Below are 21,005 nucleotides of genomic sequence, written 5' to 3'. Positions count from 1 at the left end.
GACCTTACGGTAGTTAAGGTTAATGTTCATGTATTATGGATGACGGGTAGAAACAATAGGCCGACCCGGAGGCGACCATGGCAAGAGGTTGCTCGCCGCAGGTGCTTCTGCCGGGAATCGCGATATTCGCCCTGTATCTCAGCTCCCGGTACAGCTTCCTGCTCTTTCATTCGCTGGTGGAACTTTTCCGCGTCGTCATCCTGTACGGCGTGTTCGTGCTCGCCTGGCACGGACGCCGTTGGTCCGCCAACGGGTATCTCCTCGTGGTCGGCATCGCGAGCCTGTACATCGGCGCGCTGGAGATGCTGCATACCCTCGCGTACAAGGGCGTCGGCATCTTCGACGGCTTCGATGCGAACCTGCCGACCCAACTGTGGATCGCCTTCCGCTATCTCGAAGCGTTCGCGCTGCTGATCGCCGCACTGCTCGTCCCCCGCCGGCCCAATCCCTACGTCCTGCTCGGGCTCTTTGCGGCCTCGACGGTGGCGCTCGCCTACACGATCTTTTCCGGCCGTTTCCCCGACTGCTTCATCGAAGGTCAGGGGCTGACGGCCTTCAAGATCCAAAGCGAGTACGCCCTCATCGGCCTGCTGCTCGCGGGCCTCGGGCTGCTGTGGCAGAGGCGGGCGCACTTCGAGCCAGGCGTGCTGCGGCTGGTCGCGGGATCGATCGTCGCCGGCGCGCTCGCCGAGTTTGCCTTCACGCGCTACGCGAGCGTGTACGGGCGGGCCAACGAGATCGGCCACTACGCCTTGCTGCTGTCGGGGATGCTGCTGTACCGCGCGGTGCTCGTGACCGGCATCACCTGTCCGTTCGACCTGATGTTCCGCGAACTGAAGGCGAAGGAAAGCGAGCTGGAGCAGCGGGTGGCCGAGCGCACGGCTGCGCTGATCGAGAGCGAGGCGCGTGCGCGGGCCTTCGCGGAGAACTCGCCTTCGGTGATCTACCTGAAGGACCTCGCAGGGCGCCACACGCTCGTGAACGAGGCGTTCGAGCGCCTGGTGCACAGGACGCGCTCGGAAATCGACGGCCGTACCGTGTTCGACCTGTTCCCCGCGACGAGCGCGGCTGAATTCGATCGGAACGACCGTGAAATCCTGGGCCAGCGTAAAGCGCAAGTCGTGATCGAAGCGCTCGAGGACAGCGGCGGGCGGCGCATCTTCGAGTCGATCAAGTTCCCCATCGTCGACGAGACCGGCGCGATCACCGGCGTGGGCGGGATCTCGACCGACATCACCGAGAGCTTCATCGCCGAGCAGCGCTACGCGACCATCATCCGCGCCTCGATCGACGCCTTCGTCGTGCTCGATACCGAGGGGCGCTTCGTCGAGGTCAACGACGCCGCTTGCAGTCTGACGGGCTACGAGCGCAGCGCGCTGCTGGCGATGGGCGTGCCCGACGTCGAGGCACAGATGGACCCGGATGCGATCCGTCTGACGATGCAGCGCGTGCAGCAGCGCGGCTCCGCGCGTTTCGAAACGCGCTGGAAGGTCTGCAGCGGTGCCGTGCGCGACGTCGAGGTCAGCATCCAGTGCGTAGGGGAGAACGGGCAGTCGCGTCTCTTCGCCTTCGTGCGCGACGTCACGGAGCGGAAGGCCGCGGTCGCCCGGATCGATTACCTGGCTCATCACGACGTGCTCACCGGCTTGCCGAATCGTCTGCTGTTCGAGCGGATGTTCGCAGCGCATATCGCCCAGGCTGGAGGGAGCCACGCCGCACTGCTGCTGTGCGACCTGGACAACTTCAAGATCATCAACGACACGCTGGGCCACGTGGTCGGCGATGCGCTGCTAGCGGTGGTGGCGCAGCGGCTCAGGCAGTGCGTCGGCAACGAAGGCCTGGTGTGCCGCTCGGGCGGCGACGAATTCCTGATCCTTCCGGCCGCGTCCGGCGCACCGGCTGCTCCCGTCGAGGCGATCGCGCGGATCCTGCGGGAGATGACGGCCCCCTTCCACGTCGAAGAGCACGAGCTCGTCACCACGGTGTCGGTGGGCATCGCACTGTACCCGCGCGACGGGAGCGATTTCGAAACACTCTTCAAGAAGGCCGATACGGCGATGTTCCAGGCGAAGGAGGCGGGGCGGAACACCTATCGCTACTTCGATCCGGCGATGTATGCCGATGCCGGCGAGCGTCTCGAACTGCTGGGCCAACTGCGGGGGGCGATCGAGCGGCAGGAGCTCGTGCTGCACTACCAGCCGCAGATCGACCTGCAGAGCGGGCGCGTGGTGGGCGCCGAGGCACTGATCCGCTGGCAGCATCCGACGCGCGGACTCGTGCCGCCGGGACGCTTCATCCCGCTCGCCGAGGACAGCGGTCTGATCGTGTCGATCGGCGCCTGGGTATTGCGCGAGGCCTGTCGCCAGGCGGTCGCGTGGAAGGACGAGGGGCTGTCGCGGCTCGTCGTCGCGGTGAATCTCTCGGCCGTCCAGTTCCGCGATGGCGACCTGTACGGCACGGTCGTCGATGCCTTGGCGGAATCGGGGCTGGATACGGCCTGCCTCGAGCTGGAACTCACCGAATCGATCCTGATCCGTGACGCGGAAGGGATTCTGGAAATCGTCCGCCGCTTGAAGTCCTTGGGATTGAAACTGTCGATCGACGATTTCGGCACCGGCTATTCGAGCCTCGCGTATCTGAAGCGCTTTGCGGTCGACAAGCTCAAGATCGACCAGTCCTTCGTCCGCGACATGGCGAACGATGCCGAGGACGCGGCGCTGGTGTTCGCGATCATCCAGATGGCCCGCAGCCTGGGCCTGAAGACGATCGCGGAGGGCGTCGAGGACGCGGCAGTGATGGAGCGGCTGAAGGCCTATGCGTGCGACGAGGTGCAGGGCTTCCATTTCGCCCGGCCGCTGCCGGCGCCGGAGTTCCTCGCCTTCGTGCGCCGGACCGAAGGGGCGCCGGCCGCGCAGACGGTGCCGGTGAGCTGAGCGCGCGCGCTGTCAGCTCACGCGCGGGCGGCCGACTGAAGCGCGCGCTGCATGCGTGCGAGCCCTTCCCGCAGCCGGTCGCGCGGGCAACCGAAGTTCAGGCGCACGAAGCCGGGCAGCCCGAACGCGGCGCCGTCCGACAGACCGACTCCGCCCGCTTCGAAGAACGCCGCGGGTTCGGCGACGCCGCTTGCACGGCAGTCGATCCACGCGAGATAGGTCGCTTCGGGGCGCGTCGTCGTCAGGCCCGGCATCGCGGCCACCGCTTCCATCACGATGTCGCGGTTGCCGCGCAGGTAGTCGATCAGCGCTTCCCGCCACGGGCCGCCGTCGCGGTAGGCGGCTTCGGTCGCGACCATGCCGAGCACGTTGGGGTGCGGCACGATGCCGTGCATCACGTGGCGGAACCGGCGGCGCAGCTCGCGGTCGGGAATGATCGCGAAGGAACAATACAGGGCCGGAATGTTCCAGGTCTTCGATGGCGCCATCAGCGTGATCGTGCGACGGGCGACCTGTTCGTCAAGGGCGGCGATCGGCACATGCGGCGTTGCGGCGTCGAGAACCAGGCCGCAGTGGATCTCGTCCGAGCAGATCGTGAGATCATGCCGCTCGGCGAGATTGGCGAGCCAGGCGAGTTCGTCGCGGTCGAAGACGCGGCCGACCGGGTTGTGCGGGTTGCATAGCATCAGCACGCGCGTGCGCGGCGTGATCGCGCCTTCGACCTCCGCGCGGTCCCAGCCCCAACGTCCGTCGGCAAGCACGAGCGGGCGGCGGATGAGGCGACGATCGCTGTTCGCCGGCGCGGTGAGGAAGGGCGGATAGACCGGCGTCGCGGTAAAGACCTCGTCGCCGCTTTCGCCGACCGCCCGGCAGGCGATGTTGAAGCCGGTGACGACGCCGGGCAGCCACACGAGCCAGTCGGGTTCGATGCGCCAGTCGTGATCGCGGGCGATGCCTTCGACGACGGCTTCGACGAGGCTCGGCCAGGCGTCGGTGTAACCGAGCACGCCGTGGTCGATGCGCCGATGCAGGGCGTCGAGGACGGCAGGCGGCGCGGCGAAGTCCATGTCGGCGACCCACATCGGCAGGATGTCGCGGCCGGCGTAGCGGCCCCATTTTTCGCCGGGCACGTTGCGACGGTCGGGCGTGCGGTCGAAGTCGAAGGCGGACGTGTCCTGGCTCATGTCGGTGTTCCGGAGGGTGAAGCCGCAATTGTGCCTCGCCGGCACGTTGCGCGGGTCGAAGGGGGCCGCGCGGGATACAATTGCGGAAAAAGACTACTCGCTTCATGTTGGAGGAAGACGATCGTGCAACACCTCACGGCTCACCCGGACGGCATTCTGGCAGTAGACGCCGGTTATTGCCGTCCCGGCCTGGCGGCCATCCATCTCGTGATCCATCAGGGCCGCGCCGCCGTCGTCGATACCGCGACCAACGCGGCAGCGCCCCGCGTGCTTTCTGCACTGGCCGCGGCGGGAATCGGGCCGGAGCAGGTCGATTGGGTCATCCTGACCCACATTCATCTCGACCATGCGGGCGGAGCGGGCAGCCTCATGTGCGCCTTCCCGAACGCGAAGCTGCTGGTGCATCCGCGCGGCGTGCGTCATATGGTCGACCCGTCCAAGCTGTGGGAGGCCACGTCCGCAGTGTATGGCGCCGAGCGTGCCTTCGCGCTTTACGGCCGGCTCGCGCCGATCGCCGCCGAGCGCATCGTCGAGGCCCATGACGGCCTCGAAGTCGAGCTCGCCGGGCGGCGCCTGCGCGTGCTGGAGACGCCGGGCCATGCGCGCCACCACATCTGCATCTGGGACGAGACCGCACGGGCCTTCTTCACCGGCGACACCTTCGGGCTGTCGTATCGGGAGCTCGATGTCGAAGGCCGGCCCTCCATCTTCCCGACAACGACGCCGACGCAGTTCGATCCGGACGCGCTGCACGCGTCGATCGACCGCATGATGAGCTTCCATCCGGAAGCGATGTACCTCGCCCACTACAGCCGCGTCACCGATGTCGAGCGCCTCGCGGCGGACCTGCATCGGCTGATCGACACCCAGGTCGCCGTTGCCCGCGCTGCGCGCGGCGAGGGCGTGTCGCGCCACGTCGAGATCCTTGCAGGCCTCGAGCAGATCGTGCGCGAGGAGGCAGAGCGCCAGGGCTGGTGCCTGCCCGAAGAGGAACTCTTCGACCTGTTGCGCAACGACCTGGAACTCAATGCGCAAGGGCTGGGCGTGTGGCTCGACGATTGCGCGCTGAAGGAGATGGCGTCGGCCTGATTCAACGGCCCGGCGGTGTCACCGCGTCGCGCGCCGACATCAGCGCCTGGTAGCGCTCGCGGGCGACGATATCGCCCTGCTGGGCAGCCTGCTGAAACCAGTAGGCGGCCTGCTTGGGGTCCGCCGGCAGACCGTCGCCGTGTTCGTACATCGTGGCGATGATGTACTGCGCGCCGACGTGCCCCGCCTGGGCCGCGGCGAGGTACCAGCGCGCCGCGGCGCGGTCGTCCCGCGCAATCCCCTGTCCCACGAAAAGCATCGACGCGAGGCTGACCTGCGCTTCGGTGTGCCCCTGCTCGGCTGCGCGCCGATACCACTCGACCGCGGTGGGCAGCGACTTGACGACGCCTTCGCCGTGGTCGTAGAGCACGGCGAGCGTGAATTGCGCCTGCGGTAGCCCGGCCGTCGCCGCGCGCCGCAACCAGCGCCAAGCCGCGTCCGGATCGGGAGCGGCGGTTTCCTTGCGGTACATCATCATCGCCAGATTGAACTGGGCGAGGCGATTGCCCCTGCGTGCGGCCTGTTCGAAGAGCCTGGCCGCGTCGTTCATGCGGCCCGCCTGGTAGGCCGTGACGCCATTTTCGGCGACGTCGGGCGCGGTCGGGCCTGCGAGCGCGAGGAGCGGCATCGCGCTCGCAAACGCGATGCACAAAACAAGCTTGCAAGCGGGCCGGACTGCCTTGCGGCACATTGTGAATCCTCCATTCGCCCATTGGAGCGGCGGCGTGCCGCCGAGTTCAGGACGGGCGGGCTGCGGTAACATCGGGGCTTCCCGAATCCTTGCCAGAAGCCATGTCCGGTATTTCCCCTGAGTCTGTTCCCGAAGTCGATCGCGAGCGCCGCTTCGGCGGCATGGCGCGCCTGTACGGCCCGGCCGCGCTGCCGCGGCTCCAGTCCGCACACGTCGCCGTGATCGGCGTGGGCGGCGTCGGATCCTGGGTGGGGGAGGCGCTTGCGCGCAGCGGCATCGGACGGATCACGCTGATCGACCTCGACCATGTCGCGGAATCGAACATCAACCGCCAGATCCACGCGCTCGACGCGACGCTTGGCCAGGCCAAGGTCGAGGCGATGGCGGCGCGCATCCGAGGTATCAATCCGGAGGCGAAAGTCGTCACGATCGACGACTTCGTCACGCCGGACAACGCCGAGGCGCTGATCGAGGGTTTCGACGTCGTCGTCGACGCGATCGACAACGTGCGCGCCAAGGTCGCGATCGTGCTCGCCTGCCGCGCGCGGCGCATCCCGCTGATCGTCGCTGGCGGGGCGGGCGGGAAGACCGATCCGCGGGCGATCTGCGTGGCCGACCTGTCGCGCACCGAACAGGACCCGCTGCTCGCGAAGGTTCGCAAGCGCCTGCGTGCCGAACACGGTTTTCCGCGTAATCCGAAACGGCCGTTCGGCATCGAGGCGGTGTATTCCTCCGAGCCGCTGCGCCTCGGCGATCTCGCGTGCGACCTGCCGCACGGCCCGCAGGGGCTCGCGTGTGCGGGCTATGGGTCGAGCATGATGGTGACGGCCTCCGTTGGTCTCTTCGCGGCGGCCCGCGCCGTCGAACGCCTGCTCGCGGAGCCGGTCGATGTCAGCAAGGAAATCATGGAGAGCGTGGTATGAGCGGCAAGGATGCGGTGATCCTCTTCGGCCACGGTGCGCGCGATCCCGAATGGGCGCGGCCGCTGAGACGCACGCGCGAGCATCTGCTGGCACTGTCGCCCGGCTTGCAGGTGGAACTGGCCTTCCTCGAACTGATGCGCCCGACGCTCGCCGAGGCGATCGACGAGGTCATCGCTCGCGGTGCCACCCGGGTTGTCGTGGTGCCGATGTTCATTGCCCAGGGCGGACACGTGAAGAGCGACGTGCCGGTGCTGATCGAGGCCGCGCGTATCCGCCATCCCGCATGCGAGCTGCGGCTCGCGCTACCCGTAGGTGAGGACGACAGCGTGATCGCGGCGATGGCCGCCTACGCCGGACGCTGCCTGAGCTGATCCCCGCCTGAGCCGGCACAATTCCCTTGAGAGGATCGAGGGTATTCTTGACATGCGTGCATATTAGAGTATGCTAATACGCATGCGTGCAGTCCTTCGTATTCCTTTCCTGCTGGCTTTGTTCGTGTCGATCGGTGCCGGCCCGGCGCTTGCCGAAGTCCCGACCATAAAGGTCGAGGCGCGGACCCTTGCATCGAGCCGGCCGGCGGAGGCGACGATCGAGGCCGTGCGTCAGGCAACGTTGGCGGCACAGGTGCCGGGACGCATCGTTGCGCTCAATGTCGACGCGGGCGACCGCGTCGCGAAGGGGCAGGTGCTGCTGCGGATCGACTCTGCCGAGGCCTCGCAGGCCGTCTCCGGGGCGGAGGCGGGTGTCGCGCAGGCTCAGGCCAATCAGATCAATGCGAAGGCGGCGTACGAGCGCACGAAGAGCCTCGTCGAGCGCCGCTTCGTCAGTCAGGCGGCGCTCGACCAGGCGCGCGCCGCTTATGACGCGGCGGAGGCGCAATTGCGGGCGGCGCAAGCGGGCCGCGGGCAGGCGTCGACGGCCCAGGGCTACGCCGCGGTCGCCTCGCCGATGACAGGTCTCGTCGCGGCGCGTCACGTGGAAGCGGGCGAGATGGCGCAGCCGGGCCGCCAGCTGGTGACCGTCTACGATCCGACCGCGATGCGTGCGGTCGCCGATGTGCCGCAGCAACGTGTCGCCGCGCTTGCCGGGACGAAGCTCGCGGCGCGGGTCGAGCTGCCGGAGTCGGGACGCTGGCTGGATGCAGCGAGCGTGACCGTGCTGCCGGCGGCGGACCCTCGCACGCACACCGTGCAGGTACGCGTGGATCTGCCGCCGAACACCGAGGGACTGGTCCCCGGCATGTTCGCACGCGTTCATTTCATGGCAGGTGAGGGCGCACGCGTGACGGTCCCGGCGACGGCGATCCTGCGCCGGGGCGAACTGACGGGTGTTTACGTCGCTGACGGGAAGGGTGGTTTCGCGCTGCGCCAGATTCGCGCCGGCGAGCCGCAGGCAGACGGTAGCATCGAAGTGCTCGCGGGTGTCACCGGCGGCGAGACGATCGCCCTCGATCCGGTGCAGGCCGCGATCGTCGGACGGGCCGCACGGCCACCGCGCGCCGTTGCGGAACGCTGAGGGACGGCCATGGACCTCCCGCTCGGCATCGCCGGCCGCATCGCCGCCGCCTTCCAGCGCAATGCGCTGACGCCGCTCCTCGCGCTCGTCCTGCTGCTGGCGGGGGTGTTCGCGACGCTCGTCACGCCCAAGGAGGAAGAGCCGCAGATCGACGTGACGATGGCGAACGTGCTGGTGCCCTTCCCGGGCGCATCGGCGCGCGACGTCGAGGCGCTCGTCGCGCGGCCCGGCGAACAGGTGCTGTCACGGATGGCGGGGGTCGATCACGTCTATTCGGTCTCGCGCCCCGGCATGGCGGTGATCACGGTGCAGTTCAAGGTCGGCGTACCGAACCAGACGGCGCTCGTGCGCCTCTACGACACCGTCCATTCGAACAAGGACTGGTTGAGCCCGCAGCTCGGGGTCGGGGAGCCGATCGTCAAGCCGAAAGGCATCGACGACGTGCCGATCGTCAGCCTGACTTTCTGGACCGCCGACCCGACACGCAGCGGCTTCGAGCTGCAGCAGGTGTCGCGTGCGGTCGAACTGGAACTCAAGCGCATTGCCGGCACGCGCGACGTCACGACGATCGGCGGACCCGGCCATGTCGTGCGCGTGCTGCTCGACACCGAGCGGATGAACGCGCACGGCATCACCGCTCAGGACGTGCGCGGCGCGCTGCAACTCGCGAACGCCTCGCAGCCCGCCGGCACGCTCGTCGCCGGCAACCGCGAAGTGCTGGTGCAGACCGGCACCTACCTCGAATCGGCCGAGGACGTGCGCAGCCTCGTCGTCGGCGTCGTCGAGCGCAAGCCGGTGTTCATGCGCGATGTCGCACGCATCGAAGACGGCCCCGATCAGGCGACGCAATATGTATGGTTCGGCACCGGCGCGGCCGCGACGCAGAAGGCCATCGCGGAGCAGGGCACTTTCCCGGCCGTGACGCTTGCGATCTCGAAGAAACCCGGCGCGAACGCGGCCGACGTCGCCGAAACGGTGATCGCTCGCGCGGAAAGCCTGCGCGGCGAGCTGATCCCCGAGGGCGTCGATTTCACCGTCACGCGCAACTACGGCCAGACCGCGAACGACAAGGCCAACACGCTGATCGGCAAGCTCGTGTTCGCGACCTCGGCCGTCGTGCTGCTCGTCTTCTTCGCGCTCGGCCGGCGCGAGGCGCTGATCGTCGGCGTCGCGGTCGGCCTCACACTCGCGGCGACGCTCTTCGCATCCTGGGCCTGGGGCTTCACGCTCAACCGCGTGAGCCTCTTCGCGCTGATCTTCTCGATCGGCATCCTCGTCGATGACGCGATCGTCGTCGTCGAGAACATCCACCGCTGGCACACGCTGGAGCCCGATACGCCGCTGTGGCAACTCGTGCCGCGCGCCGTGGACGAGGTCGGCGGGCCGACGATCCTCGCGACCTTCACGGTGATCGCGGCGCTCTTGCCGATGGCCTTCGTCACCGGCCTGATGGGCCCGTACATGAGCCCGATCCCGATCAACGCGTCGATGGGCATGTTCATCTCGCTCGCCGTCGCCTTCGTTGTCACGCCCTGGCTCGCGCAGCGGCTGTTGAAGTCGGTCGATGGCCACCACCACGAGGGCGAGGACAAGCTGACCGCACGGCTCGATCGCTTCTTCCGCGCGACGATGACGCCGATGCTCGATCCCGTGAAAGGCGCGCGTGCGCGGGCGAAGCTCTGGCTTGGTGTGCTCGCGCTGATCCTCGTGTCGGTCGCGCTGCCCGCGGCGAAACTCGTCGTGCTGAAAATGCTGCCCTTCGACAACAAGAGCGAATTCCAGGTCGTGCTCGACATGCCTGTTGGTACTCCGGTCGAGGAGACGGCGCGCGTGCTGCGCGAGATCGGCGATCATCTCGCCACGGTCGAGGAGGTGACGGACTGGCAGGCGTACGCCGGCACGGCGAGCCCGATCAACTTCAACGGTCTCGTGCGTCAGTACTACCTGCGCAGTGCTCCCGAGATGGGCGACTTGCAGGTGAACCTCGTCGACAAGAAACATCGCCATCGCAGCAGCCATCAGATCGCGATTTCGGTGCGCGAGGAGCTCACGCGCATCGCGCGCGCGGCCGGCGGCAACGCGAAAGTCGTCGAAGTGCCCCCGGGCCCGCCGGTGCTGTCGCCCATCGTCGCCGAAGTGTACGGACCGGACTACGCGGGACAGACTGCGGTCGCGGGCAAGGTCCGCGCGGCTTTCGAAGGCACGACCGACGTCGTCGGCGTCGACGATACCGTCGACGAGGCCGCACCCAAGCAGGTGCTGCGCGTCGACCAGGCGAAGGCGGCACGCATGGGCGTCGCGCAGGCCGACGTCGTCGAGGTCGTCCGGCTCGGTCTTGCCGGTGAAAACGTCACGCCGATCCACGGCGGCGACAACAAGTACGAGATCCCGGTGCGCATCCAATTGCCGTCCGAGCGCCAGTCGAACGTCGATGCGCTGCTCGCGCTGAAGGTCCGCGCGCGCGACGGCACGCTGGTGTCGGTGTCGGAACTCGTCACCGTCGAGGACACGGCGCGCGAGCAGGTGATCTACCGCAAAGACCTGCTGCCGGTTGTCTACGTCACTGGCGACATGGGCGGAAAGCTGGATTCGCCGCTCTACGGCATGTTCGACGTGCGCTCCCAGATTCGCGAGCTGCCCCTGGCCGGCAGCCCCGGCCTCGCCGGCACGCTCGGCGAATGGTTCATTCGCGCGCCACAGGACGCCTACGCTGGCTACAGCGTCAAGTGGGACGGCGAGTGGCAGGTCACCTACGAGACCTTCCGCGACATGGGCGCCGCCTACGGGGTCGGCCTGATCCTGATCTACCTGCTCGTCGTCGCGCAGTTTCGCAGCTACCTCGTGCCGCTCATCATCATGGCGCCGATTCCGCTGACGATCATCGGCGTGATGCCCGGCCACGCATTGCTGGACGCGCAGTTCACCGCGACCTCGATGATCGGCATGATCGCGCTCGCCGGCATCATCGTGCGCAACTCCATCCTGCTCGTCGACTTCGTCAACCAGCAGGTGCGCGCGGGCGTCGAACTCGGCGAGGCGGTGATCCGCGCCGCCGCCGTGCGCGCAAAACCGATCGGACTCACCGCGCTCGCCGCGATGATCGGCGCGCTCTTCATCCTCGACGACCCGATCTTCAACGGGCTCGCGATCGGCCTGATCTTCGGGATTCTGGTGTCCACCGTGCTGACGTTGGTGGTCATTCCGGTGCTGTACTTCGCCGCGATGCGGGGCCGCGTCGCGCAACTCAAGGGAGAAACGCCATGACGCTGACCGTCAACCAATTCGTCCGCATCTTCGCCGGCGCCTTCGTGCTGATCTCGCTCGCGCTGGGCGTCGACGGTTCGCCGTTGTTCGTGAACAAGAACTTCCTGTGGTTCACGGCCTTCGTCGGCGCAAACCTCTTCCAGAGCGGCTTCACGCGCTTCTGTCCGCTGGAGATTTTCCTGCGAAAGGCCGGCGTGCCCGACGGCTCGGCCTGCCGCTGAGGGGGCGACCGGGACGCAATTATTTGCGTTCGTGTGTCCGCAAAGGATGCGGCATTCGGCAGCGGGGAGGGCTACAATCCGCCTGTCAGAAATCCGACCTGCATCCGCCATCATGAACGATCGCGTATCCCAAATCGAACGGCGGCTCGACCGGCGCATCCCTCTCGGCTGCCAGGCGACGATCCGCCTGAAGAGCGGCGAGTCGATCCCGGCGGAATGCGTCGAAATCAGCGTCGGCGGCATGACGCTTCGCTCGAGCTATGTGCCCGGGCAGGCCGAGGTGCTGGAGGTGATCATCGCCTCGCCGGGCGGTGGAATCGCCCGCCCGCCGCTCGTGACGCGCCTCGAAGTGAAGCGCTGCCACGCCGTGGGGCAGGGACTGTACGAGATCGGCGGCACGACAGTACGCGTGGTCGGCTGACGCCGCCGACCCTTCTCAGGGGCGGGCTTTGCCGCGCAGGAACATCGCGATCGCGAACAGCACGACCAGCGTGAAGGTCACCAGCGACCAGTTGGCGATCGACAATCCCAGGAAGGTCCAGTCGACGAGCGAGCAGTCGCCCGCCCCGCGGAAGATCATCGGCAAGGCGTCGGCGAGCGGGAAACTGCCGAGCATGAACTCGAGATCCGGTCCGCATTCCGACACCTGCGGCGGATAGATCTGGATCCAGGTCTGCCGCGCGGCCACCCCGCCGCCCGCGAGCGCGAACAGCAGCACGAGCACGGCGTACGCACGCGTGCCCGTCCGTCCCGGGTTATGCAGTCCGGCGACCAGCGCCGTCAGGCCCACAGCCATGAAGGCATAGCGCTGCATGATGCACATCGGGCAAGGCTCAATGCCCTTCGTGTGCTGCAGGTAGAGACCGAAACCGAGCAAGGCGAAACAGGCTGCGAACAGCACGAGGAAGAGAAAGCGGGGGGACGGTGAAGATTGATTCATCATGGAAGAGGGGCTTGAGTGCCAGAGGCGATTGAGACGCGATTGTAGGATAGTCAGCTGACTTCGTCGTTGCGGCGTCGCAAAAGTTCTCGGCACCGTATCCAAGATTTTGTCATTACCCAGCGGGAATTGATGCAATACACGAAACGGTGTAGTGCAAAGTTCGGTCTATTTCCGCAACAATGCTTCCCTTAGAGTTGCCTCCACTGACTCGCACATTTAACGGAGAGCGACATGAACATTCTGCAGATCAACTCCAGCGCCCGTAGTGAAGGCTCCCAATCGACGCGTCTGGCGAATTCCATCGTCGAGCGTCTCCAGAGCGAAAACCCGGGCGCCACGCTGGTCGTGCGCGATCTGGCGCGCAATCCGCATCCCGTGCTCGACGAAGCCACGCTTGGCGCGCTCTTCACGCCGGCCGAGCAGCGCACGCCGGAGCAGGCGGCCCGCGTCGCGCTGGATGACGCGCTGATCGCCGAAATCCAGGCCGCCGACGCCGTGGTGCTGGGTGTGCCGATGTACAACTTCGGCGTGCCGGCCCAACTGAAGAACTGGATCGACGCGATCGCCCGCGCGAAGGTGACCTTCGAATACACCGCGAACGGTCCCCAAGGCCGGCTGAAGGGCAAGACCGTCTATGTCGCGCTGACCCGCGGCGGCCGTTACCGCAACAGCCCGCTCGACTCGCAAGTCCCCTACCTGAAGGCCGTGCTCGGTTTCCTCGGCATGAGCGACGTTCGCTTCGCCTTCGCCGAAGGTCTGGCAATGGGCCCGGAAGCGGAACAGCAGGCTTTCGTCGAAGCGCAACGCGACATCGAGGCGGCGTTCGCCTGATCAACTCATAACCCACCGATGGAGGAAGCTTCCATGTCCGAAAAGTCCCAGACCCTGCAAACCGAACGCGTCGCGAAGCCGCGGGCCGTCGAGTGTCTGGTGGCGGGGCAGGCCACCTCCGACGGTGCGGGTGTCAAGCTCACGAGGGTGCTGACCCAGCCGCTGCAGCGCCGGCTCGATCCCTTCCTGATGCTCGATGCCTTCCGCAGCGACGATCCGGGCGACTACCTCGCAGGCTTTCCCGATCACCCGCACCGCGGCTTCGAGACCGTCACCTACATGATCGCCGGCCGCATGCGCCACCGCGACAACGCCGGCCACGAAGGCCTGCTCGAGAACGGCGGCGTGCAATGGATGACCGCTGGCCGCGGCCTCATCCATTCGGAGATGCCCGAGCAGGAAGATGGCGTGATGGAAGGCTTCCAACTATGGCTGAACCTGCCGGGGCAGGACAAGATGTGCGCACCGTGGTATCGCGATTTCAGCGCCGCCGATCTGCCGGGCTTCGTGACCGAAGCGGGAGTCGAGGTGACGGTCATCGCCGGGCGAAGCCATGGCGTTTCCGGGGCTGTCACGCGCGACGCTACGGCACCCTTGTATCTGGACATCCATCTGCCGGCGGGTGCGCGCTTTTCGCAGTCGCTGCCGTCCGGCCATAACGCGTTCGCCTATGTCTATCGGGGCGAAGTGACGATCTCCGGCAAGGCCGCGCCGGAAAAGCGCATGGCAATTCTCGTCAACGCGGCGGACGCCGACGGCGTTGTGATCGAAGGCGGGGCCGAGCCGTCGCGCGTGCTGCTCATCGCCGGCCGTCCGCTCGGCGAGCCGATTGCCCAGTACGGCCCTTTCGTGATGAACACGCAGGAGGAACTTTTGCAGGCCGTTGCGGACTATCGTGACGGACGCTTTGCTCCAAATGTATCCTGACGTGGCGCCGTCCCGGCAGGAGAGGCTTCAACTACGCGTAGAGTATTTCTCCCCCAACTCCACATCCAACCGTGGTTGAAGCTTCTCCTGCCGGGATGCCCCCGACAGGTTCGTTTTCAGGGCTCCGTCGCGAGCCGAACGAGTGCTGCGACCTGATCCAGGATCGGTTGCGGCACGGCAACCTCGCCTTCGAGCATCGCGCGGATCAGTGCCGCGTTCTCGGCGACGGCCGGTGCTTCCGGCAATCCTTCCAGGGGCGGCGCGCCGCCTTCCTCCGCCGGCCAGGCGATGTCGGCAATCCCATCCCTGAACACCTGCATCGCCGGACGCCTGCGCGGATTCGCGTAGGCCTCGCCTTCGGTGCCGCGCATCAGCAGCGCGCGTCCGCCGTCGGAGACGAGGAATTCGTGCATGCGTTCCAGATACTCCGGGTGGGTCACCGCGACGACGCGTACGCTACGTCCGACGCAGGGATCGACGAGCTTCGCCATCGTGTGGCCGCTGCCGCGCACGCCCATCCTCAGCCGCAAGCTCAGCAGGCGGTCGAGCCCCGGCAGCAGTTCGTCGAGGCGTAGGCAGGTAATGCGGCGTTCCGTCAGCTCGCGATGCGCTTCGCCGACACCGAGCGCCGGATGGATGTCGAGTGCGGCGAGCAGCTCGAAGGGGCTCACGCGCGACTCGAAGTCATGTCGTCCCTGGATCAGCACGGGCACCCTTTCGCGCGCGAGCAGCAGCGCGACGAGCGGCATCAGATTCGCTTGGCGGCGGGCGCCGTTGTAGGTCGGCAGGATCACGCAGCGCGGACCCGGCGGCACCGCGACCTGCGCGCAGCGGGCGTCCATCGCGCGCTTGAAGTTCAGCAGTTCGTCACGCGATTCGCTCTTGATGCGCATCGCGATGACGATTGCGCCCAACTCGAGGTCCGGCACTTTCCCGTCCAGCATGTCGCCGAAGAGTTGTTCCGCGTGGGACGCGTCCATGTCGCGCGCACCCTTGGCGCCGCGGCCGATTTCCTTGATGATGGGAGCGTAGGTCATGGCGCGATTATGCGTCGCCGTGCATGTTCCAGCCACAGGAGATTGCAAGAATGGAAGTCGGATTCGTCGGACTCGGCCTGATGGGCCGTCCCATGGCGCTGAACCTCATGAAAGCGGGACACAAGGTGCACGTATGGAGTCGCCGCCGCGAGTCGATGCAGCCGCTGCTGGATGCAGGCGCCGGTGATTGCGCGAGCGCCGCCGAGGTCGCGTCGCGCGTCGAGGCCGTCATCAGCATGGTCGCCGATGCGCCTGACGTCGAGCAGGTCGCGCTGGGGCCGAAGGGCGTCGCCGAGGGTGCGCGCCCGGGCCTGATCTTCGTCGACATGAGCACGATCGCACCGGCCGCGGCGCAGTCGATTGCGGCGAAGCTCAAGGCGCGCGGCATCGAGATGCTCGACGCGCCGGTGTCCGGCGGGGAGATCGGCGCGATCAACGCGACGCTGACGATCATGGTCGGCGGCGACGCGGCCGCCTTCGAGCGCGTGAAGCCGGCGTTCGAGGCGATCGGCAAGACCGTGTCGCTGATCGGCGCGAGCGGCGCGGGCCAGGTCGCCAAGGCCTGCAACCAGATCCTCACCGGCGTCGGCGTCGCGGCGGTCGCCGAGGCGATGAACTTCGCGAAGAAGAGCGGCGTTGACGCGGCGAAGGTGCGCGAAGCGCTGCTCGGCGGCTTCGCTTACTCGCGCGTGCTGGAGAACCACGGCCAGCGCATGCTCGACCGCAACTTCAAGCCGGGCTTCAAGGCCTGGATGCATCAGAAGGACCTGCGCATCGTGATGGAAGAGGCGCATCGCCTCGGACTCGCGCTACCCACGTCTGCCGCCACCGCGCAGATGCTCAACGCGATGGTCGGCAGCGGCCTCGGGGAGAACGACTCGATCGCGATGCTCAAGCTCCTGGAACGCATGAGCGGCGGCGAGGAGGAGCAGGGCTGATGGAGGTCGGTTTCGTCGGATTGGGCGCGATGGGTCGTCCGATGGCCCAGCACCTGCAACGCGCCGGCCATCGACTGCATCTGTGGGCGCGGCGCCCCGAAAGCCTCGCGCCCTTCGCCGACAGCGGGGCCGTCGTGCATGACACGCCCGCCGCGCTGGCAGCGGCAACCGACGTCGCCTTCACGATCATCACGACCAGCGCCGACGTCGAGCAGGTCGCGCTCGGGGCCGGCGGCTTCGTCGAAGGTGCGCGACCTGGCTGGGTGCATGTCGACATGAGCACGATCGCGCCGGGCACGACGCGTCGTATCGCGGCGGCGCTTGCGGAGCGGGGCGCCGCGATGCTCGATGCGCCGGTTTCCGGTGGCGCGGTCGCGGCCGAGGCGGGCAGCGTCGCCATGATGGTCGGCGGCGATGCGGACGTGCTGGAGCGCGTGCGGCCGCTCCTCGAATGCTTTTCGCGCGTGATCGTGCACGTCGGCGACAACGGCGCCGGCGAGGTCGCGAAGGCCTGCAATCAGATGATCATGGTCTCGACGATCCAGGCCTGCGCCGAGGCGATGCTGCTCGCCAAAGCGCACGGCGTCGATCTCGCGGCGATGCGCAGCGCGCTGATGGGCGGCTCGGCATCATCGCGCATGCTCGAGGTGATGGGGGAGCGCATGATCCGGCGTGACTTCGCCGCCGGCATCGAGGCGCGGCTGCATCACAAGGACTTCGGCATTCTGATGGACGAAGCGACCCGCCTCGGCGCTCCGTTGCCGATCGCCGCGCAGGTGTGGCAGCAGCTCAACGCGTTGATGGCGCAGGGCGGGGCGCACGACGACACATCAAGCTTGCTGCGCGTGCTGGAGGCGAGCAGCGGAAGGCGCGATTAACCCGGTTGCGGCTTGCCGTACCAGCGGAAGCGCTCCACGACCTCGGCCATCTCGGCGTCCGATAGCAGCACCGGATCGCCGAGCTGGCGGCTGCGCCAGTACTGCTCGCACAGCGTCTCGAACTCGATTGCAAGTGCCAGCGCATTCGACAGGCTGCGGCCGAACACCAGCATGCCGTGGTTCGCCATCAGGCAGGCCGAACGTCCGTCCAGCGCGTCGAGAATGTTGTCCGAGAGGTCCTGAGTGCCGAAGGTCGCGTAGCGCGCACAGCGCACCGTATTGCCGCCGAAGCGCGCAATCATGTAGTGGAAGGGCGGGATCTCGATCCGCTGGCACGCGAGCGAAGTCGCGAAGGGTGCGTGTGCATGCAACACCGCGCCCGCCTCGGGGCGCTTCGCGTAAATGTCGTGATGGAAGCGCCACTCGCTCGACGGCGCGAGGCGGCCGGTCGCCGTGCCGTCCTCGGCGACAAATGCCATGTCTTCGACGCAACACGCCTCCGATGGCATCCCGCTCGGCGTGATCAGCATCCCCCCCGCCATCCGCACGCTGACGTTGCCAGCCGTCCCCGTGTTGAGTCCGGCGGCAGTCATCGCCCGCGCAGTTGCGAGCAATTCCTCCCTCAATGAAGCGTCGTAATGGCTGCCCTGTGTCATGCCTTCGCCTCCGGATAAAGCTCGCGCAGTCGCCCCGGCTCGCAGACGCCGCGTTCGGTGATGATGCCGGTGATGCAGCGAGCCGGCGTTACATCGAAAGCCGGGTTTGCCGCAGCGGTCGTTTCGGGGGCGAGGCGCAGCGTGCGCACCGCACCGTCCTCGGAGAGACCGAGCACCGTGCACACTTCGCCCGGCCCGCGGTCCTCGATCGGAATTGCCGCGCCGTCGGCGCAGCCGAAATCGACGGTCGAGAACGGCGCCGCGATGAAGAAGGGAACGCCGTGCTCGCGCGCGGCCAGGGCCTTCAGATACGTGCCCACCTTGTTCGCCGAGTCGCCGTTCGCCGCGACGCGATCCGCGCCGGTGATCACGACATCAACGTCGCCGCGCGTGAGAAGAATCCCCGCCGCGTTGTCGGCGATCAGACGCAGCGGCACGCCCGCTTCGCGCAGCTCCCACGCGGTGAGCAGCCCCTGATTGCGCGGCCGCGTTTCGCTGACCCACACCTCGACCGCGAGCCCGCGCGCCTGCGCCTCATACACCGGCGCGAGCGCCGTGCCGGCACCGCAGGTCGCGAGCCAGCCGGCGTTGCAATGGGTCATCACGCGCAGCGGACGGTCCAGCCCGGCGGCGAGTCCTTTGAGGATCTCGTAGCCATGGCCGCCGATCGCCGCACACATCCGGGCATCGCCCTCGCGGATCGCTTCGGCCTCGCGCCACGCGGCTTCGACGCGTTCGCCGGCTGCGAGCGGGCGCAGGCGTTCTGCCATCCGACCGAGCGCCCAATGCAGATTGACCGCGGTGGGACGTGTCGCAGCGAGGAGCTTCAAGGCGTGTTCGAGGTGTGGATCGCTCGTGTCTGCTATCAGGGTGATCGCAACTCCGTAAGCGGCAGTGGCGCCGATCAGCGGCGCACCGCGCACCTGCATGGCATGGATTGCGACCGCAATCTCGTCGAGCGTCGTCAGCCGACGCACCTCGCAGCGATGCGGCAGCAGGGTCTGGTCAAGAATGACGACGGCGTCACCGTCGCGGCGAATCGTGGGAATGGGCTGAGTAAACATGAGCGTATTTTAGCCTTGTGACGCAAGACAAATAACCCGCCGAGGCCCTTCGACGGCTGGCGACCCGTTTACGCGCCAGCCGGGCATTCCGCGCTCGATGCCAAATCTGAGAGGGAGCAACAGAACGATCAGTATGCAAGTGCCGTGGCCTTCCTCTTCCGGGCTTTCCGTGAGCGCCGGAGCGGGGCGAGGCGCGGGGGAAACAAGGTGACGCATGTTTGAGCCCGCAGGGCGAGTTTGCGTCGCCGCCCCCGCGCCTCGCCCTGCTCCGGGAAGCCGAAGGCCGCGAGCGCCTGCCCGGGAGAGGAAGGCCGCGGCACAAGGCGTGGAGCGACGGCTCCGATAACGGATGCCGGAGCACGCCGCATCGTCTTGAAATATCGACGGCATTGGAGATCGATCGACCGCTCTGCGAGAATACTTCGATCGACTCAAAAAAAGCCACGGCGACGCCATGCCCCAATTCCCCGCCCCGATTGAATCCCGACTGCCCAACGTCGGCACCACGATCTTCACCGTGATGTCCCGCCTCGCGCAGGAATGCGGCGCGATCAACCTGTCGCAGGGCTTCCCGGATTTCAACGCCGAGGACGTCCTCTTTGAACGCGTCTCGCACTGGATGCGCAGCGGCCACAACCAGTACGCCCCGATGGGCGGTGTCGCACCGCTACGCGAAGCGATAGCACGCAAGGTGTCCAGCCTCTACGGCACCGAGTACGACCCCGAAACCGAAATCACCGTCACTGCCGGCGCCACCCAGGCGCTGCTCACCGCCGTCGCGGCGCTCGTGCATCCCGGCGACGAAGTCATCGTGTTCGAACCGGTGTACGACTCCTACGCCCCAGCCGTCGAACTGCAGGGCGGACGTGTTGTCCGCATGCAACTCGCAGCGCCGGACTACCGCCCCGACTGGAATGCGGTCGCCGCCGCGATCACGCCCCGCACACGCATGATCATGATCAACAGCCCGCACAACCCGACGGCGACGGTCTGGACAGCAGAGGACATGGCCCGGCTCGCAGCACTTACGCGCGGCACCGGCATCGTCATCGTCTCCGACGAAGTCTACGAACACATCGTCTTCGACGGCCTGCGCCACGAAAGCTGCGCGCGTCACCCGGAGCTCGCCGCCCGCAGCATCATCGTCTCGAGCTTCGGCAAGACCTATCACATCACCGGCTGGAAAGTCGGCTACATCGTCGCGCCGCGCGAACTGATGGCCGAATTCCGCAAAGTGCATCAGTTCAACGTGTTCACCGTGAATACCCCGGTCCAGTACGCGCTCGCCGACTACATGGCGGATTCATCGCGCCACGAAAAACTCGCCGCGTTCTATCAGGAAAAGCGCGACTTCTTCCGAGACGCGCTGGCCGGCTCCCGCTTCGAACTGCTGCCCTCGCGCGGCACCTATTTCCAGCTCGCGCGCTATGGTGCGATCTCCGACGAGCCCGATACCGCCTTCGTGCAGCGCCTCACCTGCGACACCGGCGTCGCCGCGATTCCCGTGTCGGCCTTCTTCGCCGACGGCCGCGACGAACGCGTCATCCGCTTCTGCTTCGCCAAGAACGAAGCGACGCTGGAGGCCGCCTGCGAACGCCTGCGCCGGGTGTAAGAGGGTGCATGCTAAACTCGCTGCGCCGATATTCCTGCCGAATCCCGTGCCGTGCGTAATCTGCTGATTTTCATTCTGGTTCTCGTTGCCATCTGGTGGGTCCGCCGTATCGTCAACCGATCCGACGATTCTCCGCGCGGAGGCGAAGAAGGCGCTCGACGGTCCGGGTCCGACGCCGCCGAGCGGATGGTCGGCTGCGCCCACTGCGGCCTGCATGTGCCCGAGAGCGAAAGCGTGCGCGACGGCGAGGCCTACTATTGCAGCGAGGAACATCGCCGCCTCGGCGCGCGGCGATAGCC

Annotated in this window: 20 protein-coding genes; 14 read left to right on the top strand and 6 right to left on the bottom strand. The window is 67.1% G+C overall.

Translation table 11 applies throughout. The features are described from left to right. Positions 1-77: 77 nt before the first annotated feature. The gene (locus tag VJ673_RS04825; RefSeq protein ID WP_324124907.1) at positions 78-2,933 is read left to right on the top strand and encodes a bifunctional diguanylate cyclase/phosphodiesterase; all 2,856 of its coding nucleotides are present in this window, start codon (positions 78-80) and stop codon (positions 2,931-2,933) included. Positions 2,934-2,950: 17 nt separating this feature from the next. On the opposite strand, the gene VJ673_RS04820 is transcribed toward VJ673_RS04825, so the two are convergent. Further along, complete coding sequence (locus tag VJ673_RS04820; protein ID WP_324124906.1) at positions 2,951-4,117, bottom strand: MalY/PatB family protein; 1,167 nt, start codon at positions 4,115-4,117, stop codon at positions 2,951-2,953. A 123-nt stretch (positions 4,118-4,240) separates the two neighbouring features. On the opposite strand from VJ673_RS04820, the gene VJ673_RS04815 reads away from it, so the two are divergent. Continuing rightward, positions 4,241-5,206, top strand: coding sequence for an MBL fold metallo-hydrolase (locus tag VJ673_RS04815; protein WP_324124905.1), 966 nt, complete (start codon positions 4,241-4,243; stop codon positions 5,204-5,206). A gap of 1 nt (position 5,207) precedes the next feature. Here the strand turns inward: VJ673_RS04815 and VJ673_RS04810 are convergent, their stop codons facing one another. Next, positions 5,208-5,834, bottom strand: a complete 627-nt coding sequence (locus VJ673_RS04810; protein ID WP_324124904.1) for a tetratricopeptide repeat protein — start codon at positions 5,832-5,834, stop codon at positions 5,208-5,210. 164 nt (positions 5,835-5,998) lie between these two features. Here VJ673_RS04810 and VJ673_RS04805 point away from each other — a divergent pair, with 164 nt between their 5' ends. The 6 genes from VJ673_RS04805 to VJ673_RS04780 all read left to right on the top strand — a co-directional run bounded on the left by VJ673_RS04805 (position 5,999) and on the right by VJ673_RS04780 (position 12,241). Beyond that, positions 5,999-6,820: a tRNA threonylcarbamoyladenosine dehydratase gene (locus VJ673_RS04805; RefSeq protein ID WP_324124903.1), complete on the top strand. Its 822-nt coding sequence runs from the start codon at positions 5,999-6,001 to the stop codon at positions 6,818-6,820. Continuing rightward, entirely contained in the window at positions 6,817-7,191 is a 375-nt protein-coding gene (locus tag VJ673_RS04800; protein ID WP_324124902.1) for a sirohydrochlorin chelatase, read from the top strand. Before VJ673_RS04805 ends, VJ673_RS04800 begins: the two co-directional genes overlap by 4 nt. 82 nt (positions 7,192-7,273) lie before the next feature. After that, positions 7,274-8,335, top strand: coding sequence for an efflux RND transporter periplasmic adaptor subunit (locus VJ673_RS04795; RefSeq protein WP_324124901.1), 1,062 nt, complete (start codon positions 7,274-7,276; stop codon positions 8,333-8,335). A gap of 9 nt (positions 8,336-8,344) precedes the next feature. Then, on the top strand, positions 8,345-11,599 hold the full coding sequence (locus VJ673_RS04790; protein WP_324124900.1) for an efflux RND transporter permease subunit: 3,255 nt from the start codon (positions 8,345-8,347) through the stop codon (positions 11,597-11,599). After that, positions 11,596-11,820, top strand: a complete 225-nt coding sequence (locus VJ673_RS04785; RefSeq protein WP_324124899.1) for a YgaP family membrane protein — start codon at positions 11,596-11,598, stop codon at positions 11,818-11,820. Before VJ673_RS04790 ends, VJ673_RS04785 begins: the two co-directional genes overlap by 4 nt. Positions 11,821-11,932: 112 nt before the next feature. Continuing rightward, entirely contained in the window at positions 11,933-12,241 is a 309-nt protein-coding gene (locus tag VJ673_RS04780; RefSeq protein WP_324124898.1) for a PilZ domain-containing protein, read from the top strand. 15 nt (positions 12,242-12,256) lie between these two features. Here VJ673_RS04780 and VJ673_RS04775 read toward each other — a convergent pair whose 3' ends face one another. After that, positions 12,257-12,763: a disulfide bond formation protein B gene (locus VJ673_RS04775; RefSeq protein ID WP_324124897.1), complete on the bottom strand. Its 507-nt coding sequence runs from the start codon at positions 12,761-12,763 to the stop codon at positions 12,257-12,259. Positions 12,764-12,994: 231 nt separating this feature from the next. On the opposite strand from VJ673_RS04775, the gene VJ673_RS04770 reads away from it, so the two are divergent. Continuing rightward, positions 12,995-13,594: an FMN-dependent NADH-azoreductase gene (locus VJ673_RS04770; RefSeq protein ID WP_324124896.1), complete on the top strand. Its 600-nt coding sequence runs from the start codon at positions 12,995-12,997 to the stop codon at positions 13,592-13,594. Positions 13,595-13,627: 33 nt separating this feature from the next. Then, positions 13,628-14,521 carry a pirin family protein gene (locus tag VJ673_RS04765; RefSeq protein ID WP_324124895.1) on the top strand — a complete coding sequence of 298 codons (894 nt, stop codon included), beginning with the start codon at positions 13,628-13,630 and terminating at the stop codon, positions 14,519-14,521. 116 nt (positions 14,522-14,637) lie between these two features. Here VJ673_RS04765 and ybiB read toward each other — a convergent pair whose 3' ends face one another. Beyond that, positions 14,638-15,558 (bottom strand): DNA-binding protein YbiB, encoded by a 921-nt coding sequence (ybiB, locus tag VJ673_RS04760; protein ID WP_324124894.1) that lies wholly within the window; start codon positions 15,556-15,558, stop codon positions 14,638-14,640. 50 nt (positions 15,559-15,608) lie between these two features. Between ybiB and VJ673_RS04755 the strand changes: the two genes are divergently transcribed. Both VJ673_RS04755 and VJ673_RS04750 read left to right on the top strand, forming a co-directional pair. Beyond that, positions 15,609-16,496 (top strand): 2-hydroxy-3-oxopropionate reductase, encoded by an 888-nt coding sequence (locus tag VJ673_RS04755; protein ID WP_324124893.1) that lies wholly within the window; start codon positions 15,609-15,611, stop codon positions 16,494-16,496. Further along, a complete protein-coding gene (locus VJ673_RS04750; RefSeq protein WP_324124892.1) occupies positions 16,496-17,374 on the top strand; it encodes an NAD(P)-dependent oxidoreductase in 879 nt (292 codons plus the stop codon). The genes VJ673_RS04755 and VJ673_RS04750 overlap by 1 nt, the downstream gene beginning before the upstream one ends. On the opposite strand, the gene VJ673_RS04745 is transcribed toward VJ673_RS04750, so the two are convergent. Both VJ673_RS04745 and mtnA read right to left on the bottom strand, forming a co-directional pair. Beyond that, on the bottom strand, positions 17,371-18,030 hold the full coding sequence (locus VJ673_RS04745) for a class II aldolase/adducin family protein (protein WP_324124891.1): 660 nt from the start codon (positions 18,028-18,030) through the stop codon (positions 17,371-17,373). The two genes, VJ673_RS04750 and VJ673_RS04745, sit on opposite strands and share 4 nt — an antisense overlap. After that, on the bottom strand, positions 18,027-19,094 hold the full coding sequence (gene mtnA / locus VJ673_RS04740; RefSeq protein ID WP_324124890.1) for an S-methyl-5-thioribose-1-phosphate isomerase: 1,068 nt from the start codon (positions 19,092-19,094) through the stop codon (positions 18,027-18,029). The genes VJ673_RS04745 and mtnA overlap by 4 nt, the downstream gene beginning before the upstream one ends. Before the next feature lie 454 nt (positions 19,095-19,548). Here mtnA and VJ673_RS04735 point away from each other — a divergent pair, with 454 nt between their 5' ends. Next, a complete protein-coding gene (locus tag VJ673_RS04735) occupies positions 19,549-20,706 on the top strand; it encodes a pyridoxal phosphate-dependent aminotransferase (RefSeq protein ID WP_324124889.1) in 1,158 nt (385 codons plus the stop codon). A gap of 51 nt (positions 20,707-20,757) precedes the next feature. Further along, positions 20,758-21,003 carry a PP0621 family protein gene (locus tag VJ673_RS04730; RefSeq protein WP_324124888.1) on the top strand — a complete coding sequence of 82 codons (246 nt, stop codon included), beginning with the start codon at positions 20,758-20,760 and terminating at the stop codon, positions 21,001-21,003. Positions 21,004-21,005 lie beyond the last annotated feature (2 nt).

The organism is Aromatoleum sp., assembly GCF_035254505.1.
Taxonomy (GTDB): Bacteria; Pseudomonadota; Gammaproteobacteria; order Burkholderiales; family Rhodocyclaceae; genus Aromatoleum.
The sequence above is the reverse complement of the archived record's forward strand: the minus strand, read 5'-3'. Positions and strand labels throughout refer to the sequence as shown.